Raw genomic sequence first — 15,646 nt, 5'->3', positions numbered from 1 at the left:
ACAAATGGTTTAAATCCGTCTTGAGATATCTTCTATAAGCGACTTCTTCCAAACAGAGAAATCGCCTTCGATTATGTGCTTCCGCGCCTCTCCTACCAGCCACAGATAAAAAGCCAGATTATGGATAGAGGCGATTTGCAAAGCCAAAATCTCATCCGTTATAAACAGATGACGAAGATATGCTTTTGTATATAAAGTATCAACAAATGAAGCACCATTTTCTTCAATCGGAGAGAAATCATCCGCCCATTTCCTGTTACGCATATTCATAATACCATTGCGGGTGAATATCTGCCCGTTGCGACCATTACGCGTAGGCATGATGCAGTCGAACATATCCACGCCGCGCTCTATTGCTTCCAAGATATTGGCAGGCGTACCTACTCCCATCAGGTAACGGGGTTTGTCGACAGGAAGTATTTCGTTCACTACTTCAATCATTTCATACATCTTTTCGGTAGGCTCACCCACAGCCAGACCACCGATTGCATTACCGTCTGCACCTTTCGAAGCTACATTTTCGGCAGCCCTGCGGCGAAGGTCGGGATAGACACATCCCTGTACGATAGGGAAAAGTGTCTGCTTATATCCGTATTGGCACTCTGTACTGTTAAACTGTGCAATACATCTGTCGAGCCATCTCTCGGTCAGATCAAGAGATTTCTTCGCATAATCATATTCCGCATCGCCCGGTGTACATTCGTCAAAAGCCATGATGATGTCTGCACCAATCACTCTCTGGATATCCATAACAGATTCAGGTGTAAAAAAGTGCTTGGAACCATCAATATGCGAACGGAATATAGCACCTTCTTCGGTCAGTTTTCTATTTTCGGCTAATGAAAAAACCTGAAAACCACCGCTATCGGTAAGTATCGGTTTATCCCAGCTATTGAATTTATGTAAACCACCTGCTTTTTGAAGTATTTCGAGTCCCGGACGCAGGTATAGATGATATGTATTGCCAAGAATAATCTGGGCTTTGATATCCTCTTTCAGTTCGGTCATATGCACGGCCTTAACCGCCCCCTGAGTGCCTACAGGCATAAAAATGGGAGTTTCTATCTGTCCGTGGTCGGTAGTAATTAGTCCTGCTCTGGCCTTTGACTGGCTGTCAGTATATTGAAGTTCAAAATCCATTATTAGTCCTTAATCAGATTTGAGTGGTCTTGGGCTGCTCGCTATCTTCCGTTTCCTCTTTATTTATCAGGTCTTTAACCTGCACCACTACAATCGATGTTTTGTTTTTCTTTATTACCGTAAACAGGTAATCTTCTGCTTCCAGTTTATCATGAGTATTCGGTATACGTCCGAACTTATCTATCAGATAGCCTGCAAGGGTATCGTATTGCTTTTCTTTATCGATAGGATGTGGAAGTTCATCGTTTATATCGGATATGGCTGCAGTAGCAATCACAGAATAAGTATCCTCCCCTGTCTGCTCTACAAAAGGTATTTCATTATCGTATTCGTCCTGTATCTCGCCGACAAGTTCTTCCAGAATATCCTCCATAGTTATTACACCCTCTACTCCGCCATATTCGTTCAACACCATGGCAATTTGCTGATGTTTTACCTGAAATTCTTTCAGTAGCTGGCCGATGCGTTTTGTTTCAGGTGTAAAGGATACAGGTCGGATAATAGAACGTATATTCACATTTCCACTGCTGATGCGCATCTTTTTCAATATATCTTTCAGATGAACGACTCCGATAGTATTATCTATATTGTCTTCGTAACATGGGACACGTGAATAACCTTCTTCTATTACAAATTCCAGCGTTTTTTCATCGTAATCGTTCACATCTATCGCCACCACTTGCGTACGCGGCACCATTATCTGTCGGGCTGTACGTTCCGAAAAATCGAATGCATTCTGGATAATATCAAATTCAGTACTGTCAACCCTCCCGCTCTCCATAGCTTGGTCGACAAGATAGCGAAGTTCATCACTACTATATACCTCTTGTTCAGAAACCGTATGCAAGCCAACCAACTTAAGCACAAGGTTTGCTATCCCGTTCAGCAACCAGATAAAAGGACGGCATAGCCAGTAAAACCCGTGGAGAGGATATGCAACTGCGAGTGTAGTCTGTTCCGACCGCTGGATTGCAAGTGATTTAGGTGCTAATTCACCCAAGACGATATGTAAAATGGTGATTATTACGAAAGCTGTAATAAGCGATATAGTCGATAATGTAGTAGGCGCCAATTCAACATTGAACAAGCCGATCAGTTCCTTTATTATCTTGGAAACAACCGGCTCACCAATCCAACCTAATGCCAGACTGGCTATTGTGATACCAAACTGGGTTGCAGCAAGATAGGAATCCAAATGTGTAACAATCTTCTTTGAGAGGGCAGCAGCACGGCTTCCGGCCTGCGCTTTCAACTCCAGCTGTGAGGAACGAACTTTTACGATTGCAAACTCGGCCGCAACAAAAAAACCATTAAGAAATACAAATAATAAAGTGATTAAAATCGATATGACGATGTCCATCTTTTAATATGAATGATAATAGTGCAAAGATAATATAATTGTCTATTTGGTTAACAAAAAACGAACTAAAGAGTTGTGAAAATCCAAATAAATATTAAATCGGGATATCAGAACTGCATTGAGTTACAGCCAACTTATGTTTTTTTCAGGCGGATTTTACCTGATTTCATATCCAATTCACCTTTATCAGCTAAAAATCGAATGACAGCTGTTACATCCTTTTGCGGATAATCAGAAAGCGAATCTAGTATACTTTCAATTGCTTGCTCTTCTTTTAACAACTCTTTTATAGATAAGGCTATCTTATTATATTTGACATTTGTCAGCCCCGATTCATTCTTTGCAAGACAAACATCACATTGCCCGCAATCCGCTATATCCTTTTCGCTGAAATAGGATAGTAATACACGATTACGACATACTTCATCCTGCTCCGCATAATGGCTCATGGCTAATATACGTTTTTCGAAACGGTCTTTGCGTTCTTCATTCACCAAACGTGGAATGCTCAAAAGTTTTCCATCTACACGCGGCCGGATATAGGAGATCAACGGTGTTTTCTTATGCGGTATATAATCGATGATATTCCGCTTATCCAATATTTTCAGCATCTCGTATACTGCCTTTCGGCTTTTATCCAGTTTCAGACCGATCTCTGCCTCATTGATTGTGGCATAATTGGTAAACAAGCCTGTATAAAGCCTCAGTATAGTATTCACAAGCTGCTCATATTCCTTGTCGAAATCATAATGATACAACTCGTCACGATAGACGGTAAACATCAGCCGTGAACGGTTATCCACCTCATCGGTATATTCGATATATCCTGCAAGGTCGAGTATCTTCAATGCATTATGTGTAGGTAAAAGCGGTAGTTTATATGTTGCGCAGAACTGTTGGATATTAAAGTCATATACCATTCCTACTCCGAAACCTTCCGCTATCTGAAAGAAGTATGCGAGCGAATTATATACATGTGTTATAAACTCCCTTTCCGGAAACTCATCCCTTATACGCTTTTTTAGCTTTGTACTGTCATTCTTATTATATAGAATTACAGCATATGATTTCTGCTCGTCGCGACCTGCCCTACCCGCTTCCTGAAAGTACTCTTCAATGGAATTGGGCAAATCGGTATGAACCACCAGACGAACATCGGGCTTATCGATTCCCATACCGAATGCATTTGTACAAACGATGATACGAATTTCATTATTCTTCCACCGGTTCTGCTTGCGGGTCTTATCTTCACTACTCAATCCGGCATGGTAATAATCAGCAGAAAATCCGCTCTGAACAAGGAAGTCCGACATCTCTTTCGTCCGCTGTCGGCTACGCACATAAATGATTGTTGAACCTTTTATTTTTTCCAATAAGTGAATCAGTTCTTCCGGTTTATTCTCAGTATTTTTGACTATATAGGCAAGATTCTTCCGTTCGAAACTCTTATGGAAAACATTTTTCTGCCTGAAATGTAGTTGTTTCTGAATATCGTCTATAACTTCCGGTGTAGCCGTCGCCGTAAGCGCCAACACAGGCACATCAGGCAAATGCTCCCGGATAACAGCAATTTTGAGATAAGACGGGCGAAAATCATAGCCCCATTGCGATATACAGTGCGATTCGTCCACTACCAGCAGACAAACTTTCATATCGCGCAACTTGGCTAAAAACAACTGGGTAGCCAGCCGCTCGGGAGAAACATAGAGGAATTTATAATCACCGAATATGGCATTTTCAAGGGTAGTGATAATCTCCTGACGGGTCATACCCGAATAGACAGCCAGAGCCTTTATATTCCTTTGGCGAAGATTATCCACCTGATCTTTCATCAGCGCAATAAGCGGAGTAACTACAAGGCAAAGACCTTCCATTGCCATTGCCGGCACCTGAAAGGTCAGTGATTTACCGCCGCCTGTAGGCATCAGCCCAAGCGTATCTTTCCCATTGCTAACAGAATGGATAATATCTTCCTGTAACGGGCGAAACTGGTCGTAGCCCCAATACTGTTTGAGTATTTTGTGATAAAGATCCATATTAATTAGCAAATTAGCCGATTAGCAAATGTGTAGATGAACTCTGTTTGCTAATTTACTAATTCCCGAATTTACTAATTATTCTTCATCGGACGTATTTCAATCTTAATATCCGTCCCCTCCAAAGCTTTTCCTATTTTATCCTGATCGAATTCAGACATATGGTAAGGATACAGTACTTTAGGCATTACCTTCTTCGCTGCATCGATAAACATATCGTCTGTCATCGTATACGGCAAGTTTTTAGGCATAAAAGCGATATCGATTGTGCCTTTCAGCTTATCCATTTCAGGAATGTTTTCTGTATCGGCTGCAACATATACTCTCTTATCTCCGAAAGTAATGATATATCCATTGCCACGCCCTTTCGGATGATAAGCAACTCCATCAGGCTTCTTGTTTACGATATTATAAGCAGGTACGGCTTCTATTGCAATATCGCTCCAAACCGTATTATCTCCGTTATTCATAACTTGACCATAACCTAGTATATCTTTACACACATTCGATACAATGAAATGTGTACCCGTTTTCTTTACAAGGCTGATAGCTGCCGTATCCAGATGATCGCCATGTTCATGGGTGAGGATAATGAGGTCTGCCTTAGGCAATCTGGAATAATCTGCCACTTTCGAATAAGGGTCTACCTGAATTACCTTTCCGGCAAACTCAAACATCACCGATCCATGACCGACAAGAGTCACTTTAAGCGGCCCCTTATCTGTCTCGTAAGTATCTGCTTTTATATACTCCGACTCTTTCATACTCAACGAATCTGCCGCCTTATCGTCCGTTTTTGCTGTACTGGCTTTGTTTCCGCAAGCTGCAAGAGAAAATAAAGCGATTGTTAATGTTAATGCTACTGATTTCCTCATATCATTTATATTTAATGTGAATCTGAAAGTTGCCCTGTGTCTATATCCTTTACATACAGCTGTATATTTGTTTTGCCATTGTGGACATTCTCTTCCAGTGTATAACAAATATCGAACGGCTGCCCGCTGTTTACCATTTCGTAATAGGCACTCTGACGAAAAGCAATACCATTAACAGGAATTGAAGTCGTCTTGTCGATCATTTCCAGTTTCAGATGGACATTATCTTTACCAACCGGCTTGCTGGTACCATAATCGCGTACATCCCATGTTACAAAAATAGGATTCAGGTTTTCGGGACCGAAAGGTGCAAAGCCCGCCAGATCGCTTATAAACTTCGAATTTATTTCTTTGAATGTTAGTTCGGCATCGATGTATATTTGCGGCTTCATCATTTCGGGAGCAATCATCTCCAACGAGAGCGCTTCGAAGCGGCTTTTAAATTCAGCCAGATTTTCTTCTTTCAGAGATAAACCTGCAGCATAAGTATGTCCGCCGAAGTTCTCCAGTATATCTTTACATGCTTCAATTGCCTTATACACATCGAATCCCATTACCGAACGTGCAGAGCCTGTAATAAGCCCCTGCGACTTAGTAAGTACTACCGCAGGACGCAGATATTTTTCTGTCAGACGTGAAGCCACAATACCGATTACACCTTTATGCCATGTTTCGTCGTAGATAACAAGACTTTTTTTCTTGGCCATATCGACAGTATCGTCGATAAACTGAATAGCCTCATCGGTGATGCGCTTATCCAGTTCGCGGCGGTCATCGTTGTAATGGTCGATATTAGCGCTCTTTTGACGGGCATCTTCTATTGTATTAGCCAGCAAAAGATCGACGGCTTCTTTGCCTTTCATCATACGTCCCGAAGCATTGATTCGAGGGCCTATTTTGAAGATTATATCATTAACGGTTATACTCTTGTATGTTAGTCCGCAAATCTCTATTATACCTTTCAGTCCTATGCTGGGATTGGAATTGATCTGCTTCAAGCCGTAATAAGTCAGAATACGGTTTTCCCCTGTAATGGGCACTATATCCGATGCTACACTCACCGCAACAAGGTCGAGCAAATCTGTAATTTCGGAAAAGTCGATCTTATTATTCTGTGCCAATGCCTGCACCAGCTTAAATCCTACCCCACAGCCCGAAAGATGTTCGTAAGGATAAATAGAATCGGTACGTTTGGCATCGATAACCGCAACTGCATCGGGCAGGATATCATCGGGCATATGGTGGTCGCCGATAATAAAATCAATCCCTTTTGCCTTGGCATATGCTACTTTTTCGACAGCCTTAATACCACAGTCGAGGGCGATAATCAACTTTACACCGGTTTCTTCGGCATAATCGATTCCCTGCTCAGATATACCGTATCCTTCGTCATAACGGTCTGGGATATAATAATCAAGATTAGTTGTAAATTTCCTCAAAAACTTATACACCAATGCGACGGCCGTAGTTCCATCGACATCATAATCACCGTATATCAAAATACGTTGTTTTTGCCCCAATGCTTTTTCTATTCTTCTGATTGCCTTGTCCATATCGGGCAACAAGAAAGGATCATGCAAATCTCTCAGGCTCGGATGAAAGAATTTGTATGCATCCTCGGATGAAGATATTCCTCTCTGTATCAGAAGCTGGCAAAGAACAGGACTTATGCCTAATTTCTTAGCAAGCTCATCTTTCTGCTTTTTTTGCTGGGTTGTTAGGGCTTCGTAATTCCATCTGTAAATCATTTTATATCGTTTTTTCTTTCTTCTGTCTCAAAGAGGTCTGATTCACATATCTTCAAACATCGCAAGTGTTAATATGCCCTCTCAATCAGCCTCATATAGCATTTCCGCATGTTAAAACCGGTAATTTGCTATGGATTTGTAAAGATAACACATATATGTGAAATCGTTATAAGCCAATCTTATTTTTATTTCAGACAATATCATAATAATTTATAAAGAAAACTTATTTATAGTCAAATTCTATTTCAATAACATGATTTAATATTCAGATAAACAATAAAAAAGCCCTGAATCGAATTCAAGGCTAAATATATATTTAAGCATAAAATTTATTTAACATTACTTGCTTTCAGCCCTTTTATGACTGCTGAGGTGAATCCGGCATGATCCATTTCATTCAGACCTTTTATGGTTATCCCCCCTGCAGTTGTAACCTTGTCTATTTCCACTTCCGGATGATTACCGTTTGCTTCAAGTAAATCGATTGCCCCGCGAAGCGTCTGCAAAACAGCCTCTTTTGCCTGATCAGGATATACGCCCATTTCTATGCCTCCTTCCATTGCCGCTCTGATATACCGGAAAGCAAATGCTATACCGCAAGAGGTCAGAGATGTAATAGCAGGAATCTGCTTTTCATCGACAAATTCGGCTTTTCCCAATTGGGAGAATATACGGAAGACCTGCTCTTTCTGCTCCTTATCTGCATTTTGAGATGTAATATATGTCATACTCTGGCGCACTGCTATCGCCGTATTAGGTACGACACGGAATACCGGTTGTGTAGGATTTGTCCATTCTTGCAACTGCGATAAGGTAATAACAGCAGCTACGGAAATAATCAGTTGCTTCGGATTATTCAGCAAAGATTTATGCGTTTTCAATACATCTTCGATCATCCACGGCTTTACGGCTAAGATAAGCACATCGGCAGAAGATATTGAAGAGTAATCGGCAACGACTATGTTCATATCTTCACTTACAGCTTTCAGCCGCGGCACATTCTTACCTTTGTGATCGATGACCGTTATATCCTGCGGCCTGATACATCCGCTTATAGCTAAACCGCAGGCTATGGCTCCTCCCATATTACCTGCTCCGAGAATGGTTATCTGCATATTATATCCGTTTTTTGAAGAAAAACAAAGTTAGCAAAATTATTTCTTCGCTAAAACTTTATCCAGATAAGCCTTTAGTATAACAGCGTGATTATGTACGGGCTCACGTGAAGCATAAAGCAATGTAACTACATCATGCGTCTTTATTTTATCTATAAAAGACTTCACGGCATCCGATCCGCTCAATTCTTTTTTATACATAGTTGCAAAATCATCCCAACGGTCTTGCATATCGTCATGGAACCATTCGCGTAGTCCGGTAGAAGGAGTAATATCTTTCTCCCATAGATCGTAATGTAACCGTTCTTTAGTTATCCCCCGTGGCCATAATCGATCGACTAATACCCGAAGCCCGTCACTATCTTCCGCATCGTCATAAGCTCTTTTCAGTTTGATCTGTGTCATATTGTGAAATTTTTATTTATTCAATTAAAGTATATACAGTTAGAACAATAGTATTCACTTTTTGTTTGAATATGTGATAGCATCCCATATTCTTATAGATAAAGTTCTTTTCTTAATTAACAGATACAAGAATAATTTTTGGTATATAATCCGTAATTTTGTGCAAATTTTCGCCCATGATAGATCGATTGTTCAAGAAAAAAGACATCTCAATTGTATTAAATGAAGCTGGCAGTTCAAACGGCGGCCTGAAACGCAGTCTTACCGCAACAAACCTGGTTGCTCTCGGCATAGGTGCCATTGTCGGCACCGGAATCTTCGTCATCACCGGACAGGCAGCAGCCAGCTATGCAGGGCCTGCGCTGACCATTTCGTTTCTTATCTCGGCATTAGGTTGTGTAATGGCCGGATTGTGTTACGCCGAATTTGCTGCTATGATACCGGTAGCCGGAAGCGTTTATTCGTATAGCTATACCACAATGGGTGAGATACTCGCATGGTTTATAGGCTGGATATTGATACTTGAGTACCTGTTCGCTTGTTCGAGCGTTGCAGTAGGCTGGTCGGGATATATGATGAGTCTTTTAGATGAATGGGGACTGCATCTTCCTGATCAAATATCATATGCCACATTCGACCATATTGGTGATAACTGGGTATGGACAGGAAGTATTATAAACTTCCCTGCCGTATTCATTGTAGCTGTTGTTTCAGCTTTCCTTATAGGAGGGATTAAGCAATCGGCTTTGGTAAATAATCTCATAGTGGTTGTTAAAGTAAGTGTTATTCTTCTGTTTATAGGCTTCGGCATATCATTTATAGATACCGGAAACTGGCATCCTTATATTCCCGAAAATACAGGCGAATTCGGTCATTACGGCTGGAGCGGTATATTGAGAGGTGCAGGTGTTGTATTTTATGCTTACTTAGGATTCGATGCTCTGTCTACTGCAGCACAGGAAGCACGCAATCCACAAAAAGATATGCCGAAAGGAATACTCATATCCTTATTGGTTTGTGCCCTTCTATATGTTGCCGTCACAGCAGTGTTAACAGGAATCGTAAACTACAAAGAACTGGATGTACCCGCACCGATAGCTTTGGCTATAGACAGTACAGGCAACGGGCTGTCTTGGTTAAGTCCTTTTATAAAATTAGGTGCTATAGCAGGTTTAAGTTCTGTTATATTGGTAATGATGCTCGGTCAATCACGTATCTATTATGCCATATCGAAAGACGGATTATTACCCAAGACCTTCTCGAAAGTACATAGCAAACATGGAGTGCCGCACAATGCAACGATTTTTGCCAGTATAATAACCGGGATATTCGCCGGTCTGTTCCCTTTGCATGTATTGAGCGAACTGGTATCTATAGGCACATTAATGGCATTTACTATAGTATGTATTTCTATCGTTGTTCTTCGTAAAACCCAGCCTGATCTTAAACGCCCTTTCAGGACACCATGGGTACCATTCATCCCATTACTTGGAGCAGCTATCTGTATCATTCAAATGGTAGCGTTGCCATGGAGTACATGGGTAAGGCTGATAGGTTGGACTATCATAGGCTTCATCATCTACTTTACTTACGGCATCAAGCATAGTAATCTGAATAAGAAGCTATAAGCTATATCAAATAAAGAGAAACAAGCCCGTGATGAGTTTCATCACGGGCTTATTCTTATTACTTATTGAGGTTTATTTAAGTTCTTTGATCTTCACATTCTTGAACCATACTTCATCACCATGATCCTGCAAGAGGATATTCCCCTCTGCTGCATTTCCGAAGTTAGGCCAGTCACGGTATTTACTGTAATTTACCAATGCGTTCCACATCTGGTTATTACGTTCGTATTCAATGATTTTAACCCCATTGAGCCAATGCTCTACTTTATTTCCTTTTACGATGACAAGGGCAGTATTAAAGTCATTCTTCTTAAACGGCTTATTTTCAGGAGCGGGGATTAAATCATAAAGAGAGCCGAGTGTCCTGTTGCCTTTGACCCCCAGCTTAGCATCGGGATGTTTGTCATCATCCAGTATCTGGAATTCACAACCGATAGCAGAACCTGCACCTGTATTCAGATCGGGATTTACAAAATACTTGATACCGCTGTTTGCGCCTTCGGTAATCTTGAAATCCACGCTCAGCATAAATTTTTTATACTTGCGGGTAGTAACTATATCACCACCGTTGGTCGATTCACCTCCATCACTTTTAAGAACTTTTAGTATGCCATTATCTACAACCCAGCCTTTTGCAGGGAATGTAGCTATTCTTGCCCCGCGCCAGCCATTAGTTGTCTTTCCGTCCCAAAGAAGAGCCCAGCCGTCTTTTGCTTCGGCAGGCGATATGGTATTAGGTATGCAATTTACCATAGGCGCCTCTTTTACATCCGGTGTCTTATATCTCTCAAGATCGGTTGTACATATCCTGATATTTTTCCAGCTGACGGTTTTACCCTCCTCATTCTTATTCCCGATTTCGTGTACCTGCAAAGCTATAAAGCCGCTCAGGGTCATATCATCCCATATATTTGTACATTGGATACCGTTTACCCATGTACGGATAGAACTACCGATAGCCTCGATACGCGCTTTGTTCCATGCTCCATTCTTAAATGTTGTCTGAGCAGGGGGATTGATATTCATCGGATAAAGCCAGCCGCGACGTGCCTCATCATACACACCACCCGTCCATGCACGAGGTGCAGGGTCTATTTCGAACTGGTAACCATGTACACGTCCGTTCTGATAGTCTTTAAGGCTCAGGCTGCGAAACTGTACACCAGAATTTAATCCGTCATCTACTTTAAAATCGAATTCAAGGATAAAGTCCCCGTAATTCTTATCCGTAGCGAGAAAAGTATTAGGCGTGTTCATCTTAGAAAAGCCTACAATGGCACCGTCTACAACTTTATATTCAGCCTTTCCATTCAATTTTTTCCAACCTTTCAGGTTTTTACCATTGAATAAAGGTTCCCACTTTTCCTGTGCCGAAACGGCTGATGCAAATAGGAAAAGGACTGCTAATAATATATTTTTCATTTGATTTATCCGGTCTTTATTATATTTTGTAAAAATCTTCCCAACCCTTACGCGGCGGAATATCCGTAAGCATAGCGTTTGCGAAAGGATTATTTGTAATCTGTTTAGTACGGCTGTCGAAATGGAATTTAGCATTCAACCGTTGCGCCATCACTCCCAGAGAGAATACCTGACTCAACGGGCCATGTATTTCGAATGGTGAGCGTGTCTTTTCTACCCCCGTACAAGCCAGAAGGAAGTTTTTGAAATGGTTGGACGGACTCTTCGGTACTTCGGGCAGTTTCGATGCCATTTCTTTAGCTTTAGACTCAGGGATGATAGAAAGCGTACTTCCATGCGATGCACCTTTAAATATCAAATCTTTAGTATATATAATCTTACCCGGATTGATAGTAGTCTTCTTTATCTCACCCGCACCCGATGCCGGAATGTTAGGGTCGAGAGCCGATTCGCCATAACCTTCTGGTATAGGCGGCAGGTTATCCACACCATCGTACCACATTACGTCACAAGCCGGCATTTCACCTCTAGGTCCGAATTTAAACTGTATGGTAGAAGATGTAGGGAAGAAATAATCGTTATGTCCGGTCAGTTTAACAGGATTGATTTCATACGGCAAGCCTAAATCAAGAAACTCATGTGCTGTATCCAGTATATGAGCTCCCCAGTCACCCAGCGCACCCATGCCAAAATCGTACCATGAACGCCATTCGCCGTAATGATACTTTTCGTTATATTCGTGGTATGGTCTAGCACAATGCCATGTCATCCAGTCTAATGTGCTCGGTATCGGCTGAGCCTCGGGATATTTATAAATATTTACATCCCAGCCGTGCCATCTGCGCGGATTATTCATATGGGCAACGACAGAAGTTACATCCTTGATAATACCTGCATCCTGCCATGCCTTGAACTGAAAATAATTAGCATCGGAATGTCCCTGATTACCAACTTGTGTAACCACATTCGGATATTTACGGGCAGCCTGCATCATCAGTTCTGCTTCGAGGAAAGTACGGGCCATCGGTTTTTCCACATATACATGCTTACCGTAAGCCATAGCCATCATAGCTATCGGGAAATGCGAAAAATCGGGTGTCGCCACAGCTACCGCCTCAAACTCATTCCCTATCTTATCAAACATTACTCTGAAATCCTTAAACTGCTTTGCCTTAGGATACTTGGCCATTACCTTTTGAGTATGTTTAGCTCCCATATCCACGTCGCACAGGGCAACAACATTTACCAGATTAGTATTAGCAAAATCGCCTATTATCTGTTCACCCCTGTTACCGATTCCAATGTATGCAATATTTACTTTTCTATTGGCACCTACAACCCTATTGTAGCTTTCGGCGTTCATTGTGCCTATGCCGCTGACAGCGAGTCCGGCAGAAGCGGCTGCCGCTCTCTTCAAAAAATTTCTGCGTGTTACCATGATAGTATTTTATATTTAGTATTAATTCCTTAGTTATTAGGGCAATAATTCCAGTATCAGATATGGAAATAAAGAGGGATTAACTGTTCCCATGTTCCTTTATATATCAATCCCACCCATATACATCTCACAAAATAACAAATATACTATTAAATATCAAAATGTGTGTGCGAACACACATTAAATAAACAAAATTTAGTTTATTGATTTTCAACAGTTAACACAGAACAAAGAAGCGTAAACACAATATATGTTTTATAACATATCAATTTTATATTTTTTGAATATCGACTTAGTGTTACCTAGTGTTACACAGTGTTATAGCTATTTGCAAAACCTTTTATATATCATATTTTTGATACAAAAGAAATATTAAGTCAAAACTATAAAACTAAATATCATGAAAACTGCATTCATTTTTTTACTTTTAGTTCTAATCAATGTAAATTCTATTTTTTCTCAGATCAGCATTCCTGCAGATACAGCAAAAGCTTATTATGATGAAGCAAAAGCCATATCGGATAAAGATAATGGCCGACTTTGGGGAATCTCCATTTATGCTCCTACCCTTTTTATCGACCCTGATACCCGTGATTTAGTATCGAATGTAACAGATAATGAAGGATTATTGAAAAAATATGGAGATATTTATTTCGGAAAATTTCCTGAAGATAAAATTATCGCAAATTCAACAACCCGTTTCGGTGGAAAAGATTATACGATGGTTATGTATCCTCTACCTATAGATAAATATATGCGGAATGTATTAATAATACATGAAATGTTTCACTACCGTCAACCGGAATTAGGTTTGTCAATCCCTAAAGATGTCAATAGTTACCGGAATAAACATGCGGATGATATGCAAGCCCGGATATATTTCAAACTGGAATGGAAAGCACTGGAAAAAGCTGTGAGGGAAAACAAAGCTAATCTCATGAAGAAATATATCAGAGAAGCATTAATATTCAGAGCTTACAGACAATCGTTATTTGAAAAGGCGGCCCGTGATGAAAGTATGTTCGAACTGCATGAAGGTTTACCGGAATATACAGCACATACATTATGCTCCGAATCGGAAGAAGCATTGAAAGAACAGGTATTAATTGCAATAGAAAGAATATATGATCATCCGTCATACATCCGTTCGTTTGCATACTCTTCCGGTTTTGCTTACGCTTACCTTTTAGACAAAGTAAAAGTTGAATGGCGCAAAGGTTTGAAGTATGACAACGACCTGAGTAAGTTACTTCAGACTGCCTGCAAAATTGAATTGCCGAGTGATATCGAAAAGGCTAAAGACGGGATAAAGAACAAATATGATTTTGAAACTATCAATAAAACCGAGTCAAAAAGGAAAGAAGATAAAGATAAATTGCAAACTTTGTACCGTGAAATGTTTACACAAAAACCGGTACTGATAATTCCGCTTACACAGCCAAATATAGGATTCAACCCTAATGGTGTGGAATCGCTAGGCGAACTTGGCTCGGTATATGCAGATTTGTATACGGCAATAGATTTATGGGGAAAGCTAAACATTTCGGAAGGTGCATGCCTGCTTGGTAATGGCTGGCGTCAGCTTACTGTTCCGGCCGAAAATGTATCGATAGAAGGCAATATTGTAAAAACTTCGGACTGGACATTAGAACTAAATAACGATTATATTGTTGAAAAGGTAGGAAATAATTATACCCTGAGGAAAAGATGAATCTCAAACTGTCATATATCTATCATAGCGGTTATGCTATAGAAGCAAAAGATTTTACGATCATAATAGATTACTACAAAGACTCTGCTGATAATCCGGAGGACGGTATTGTCCATAAAGAACTATTGAATAAAAAAGGAAAGCTCTATGTCTTATCCACCCACTCTCATTCCGACCATTTCAACCCTGAAATACTGAGGTGGAAAGATAAGAAGAAAGATATACAATATATATTCTCAAAAGATATACTGGACAATCAGAAAGCTGCTGCCGAGCATGCCATATATCTCGATAAATTGGATGATTATAAAGATGATTCATTGATAATCGAGGCTTTCGGTTCAACCGACCTCGGCGTTTCTTTCATCATTCATATAAAGGATAAAACCCTGTTTCATGCCGGAGACCTCAACAACTGGCATTGGAATGAAGAATCGACGGAAGATGAAATACGGGAAGCCGAAGCATTCTATAAGAGAGAACTGGATTTGCTGGCAGCAAACGTAAAGTATATAGATTTTGCCATGTTCCCCGTCGATCCCCGTCTAGGCAAAGATTATATGAAAGGGGCACAGCAATTTATATCTGCTATCAAAACCAAGCATCTTGCCCCTATGCACTTCGGTGAAGCCTACGACAAAGCGGCAGCATTTGCAGAATATGCCTCTTCTAAAGGAACTAAAGCAATCCAATGGCGGCGTAGAGGCGAGTTCATTGAATTATAAGGTTAATAGAGTATATTTGCAGTTCATTAACAAAATAGCAGCA

12 protein-coding genes are annotated in these 15,646 nt (G+C 40.6%); 3 read left to right on the top strand and 9 right to left on the bottom strand.

The window, feature by feature from the left end:
* Window positions 1-9: 9 nt before the first annotated feature.
* The 7 genes from tgt to K348_RS0115080 all read right to left on the bottom strand — a co-directional run bounded on the left by tgt (window position 10) and on the right by K348_RS0115080 (window position 8,679).
* Window positions 10-1,140, bottom strand: a complete 1,131-nt coding sequence (gene tgt / locus K348_RS0115110) for a tRNA guanosine(34) transglycosylase Tgt (protein WP_029906180.1) — start codon at window positions 1,138-1,140, stop codon at window positions 10-12.
* A 13-nt stretch (window positions 1,141-1,153) separates the two neighbouring features.
* Window positions 1,154-2,500 carry a hemolysin family protein gene (locus K348_RS0115105; RefSeq protein WP_029906178.1) on the bottom strand — a complete coding sequence of 449 codons (1,347 nt, stop codon included), beginning with the start codon at window positions 2,498-2,500 and terminating at the stop codon, window positions 1,154-1,156.
* A 134-nt stretch (window positions 2,501-2,634) separates the two neighbouring features.
* Window positions 2,635-4,536, bottom strand: coding sequence for an ATP-dependent DNA helicase RecQ (locus tag K348_RS0115100; protein WP_029906176.1), 1,902 nt, complete (start codon window positions 4,534-4,536; stop codon window positions 2,635-2,637).
* 74 nt (window positions 4,537-4,610) lie between these two features.
* Window positions 4,611-5,411 carry an MBL fold metallo-hydrolase gene (locus tag K348_RS0115095; protein ID WP_029906174.1) on the bottom strand — a complete coding sequence of 267 codons (801 nt, stop codon included), beginning with the start codon at window positions 5,409-5,411 and terminating at the stop codon, window positions 4,611-4,613.
* A gap of 11 nt (window positions 5,412-5,422) precedes the next feature.
* Entirely contained in the window at window positions 5,423-7,159 is a 1,737-nt protein-coding gene (gene recJ, locus K348_RS0115090) for a single-stranded-DNA-specific exonuclease RecJ (RefSeq protein ID WP_029906172.1), read from the bottom strand.
* A 329-nt stretch (window positions 7,160-7,488) separates the two neighbouring features.
* On the bottom strand, window positions 7,489-8,274 hold the full coding sequence (gene proC / locus K348_RS0115085; protein ID WP_029906170.1) for a pyrroline-5-carboxylate reductase: 786 nt from the start codon (window positions 8,272-8,274) through the stop codon (window positions 7,489-7,491).
* Window positions 8,275-8,313: 39 nt separating this feature from the next.
* Window positions 8,314-8,679 (bottom strand): DUF488 domain-containing protein, encoded by a 366-nt coding sequence (locus K348_RS0115080; RefSeq protein ID WP_029906168.1) that lies wholly within the window; start codon window positions 8,677-8,679, stop codon window positions 8,314-8,316.
* A gap of 176 nt (window positions 8,680-8,855) precedes the next feature.
* Between K348_RS0115080 and K348_RS0115075 the strand changes: the two genes are divergently transcribed.
* A complete protein-coding gene (locus K348_RS0115075; protein ID WP_029906166.1) occupies window positions 8,856-10,307 on the top strand; it encodes an amino acid permease in 1,452 nt (483 codons plus the stop codon).
* A gap of 72 nt (window positions 10,308-10,379) precedes the next feature.
* Here K348_RS0115075 and K348_RS0115070 read toward each other — a convergent pair whose 3' ends face one another.
* Both K348_RS0115070 and K348_RS0115065 read right to left on the bottom strand, forming a co-directional pair.
* Entirely contained in the window at window positions 10,380-11,729 is a 1,350-nt protein-coding gene (locus K348_RS0115070; RefSeq protein WP_029906164.1) for a DUF1080 domain-containing protein, read from the bottom strand.
* A 19-nt stretch (window positions 11,730-11,748) separates the two neighbouring features.
* Complete coding sequence (locus K348_RS0115065; protein ID WP_029906162.1) at window positions 11,749-13,167, bottom strand: Gfo/Idh/MocA family oxidoreductase; 1,419 nt, start codon at window positions 13,165-13,167, stop codon at window positions 11,749-11,751.
* 400 nt (window positions 13,168-13,567) lie between these two features.
* On the opposite strand from K348_RS0115065, the gene K348_RS0115060 reads away from it, so the two are divergent.
* Window positions 13,568-14,878 (top strand): hypothetical protein, encoded by a 1,311-nt coding sequence (locus K348_RS0115060; protein WP_029906160.1) that lies wholly within the window; start codon window positions 13,568-13,570, stop codon window positions 14,876-14,878.
* A complete protein-coding gene (locus tag K348_RS0115055; protein WP_029906158.1) occupies window positions 14,875-15,603 on the top strand; it encodes an MBL fold metallo-hydrolase in 729 nt (242 codons plus the stop codon). Before K348_RS0115060 ends, K348_RS0115055 begins: the two co-directional genes overlap by 4 nt.
* Window positions 15,604-15,646 lie beyond the last annotated feature (43 nt).

It is taken from the genome of Prevotella sp. 10(H) (assembly GCF_000711235.1).
Taxonomy (GTDB): Bacteria; Bacteroidota; Bacteroidia; order Bacteroidales; family Dysgonomonadaceae; genus Dysgonomonas.
Note: the sequence above shows the minus strand (reverse complement) of the source record. Positions and strands in the feature narration are given on the sequence as shown.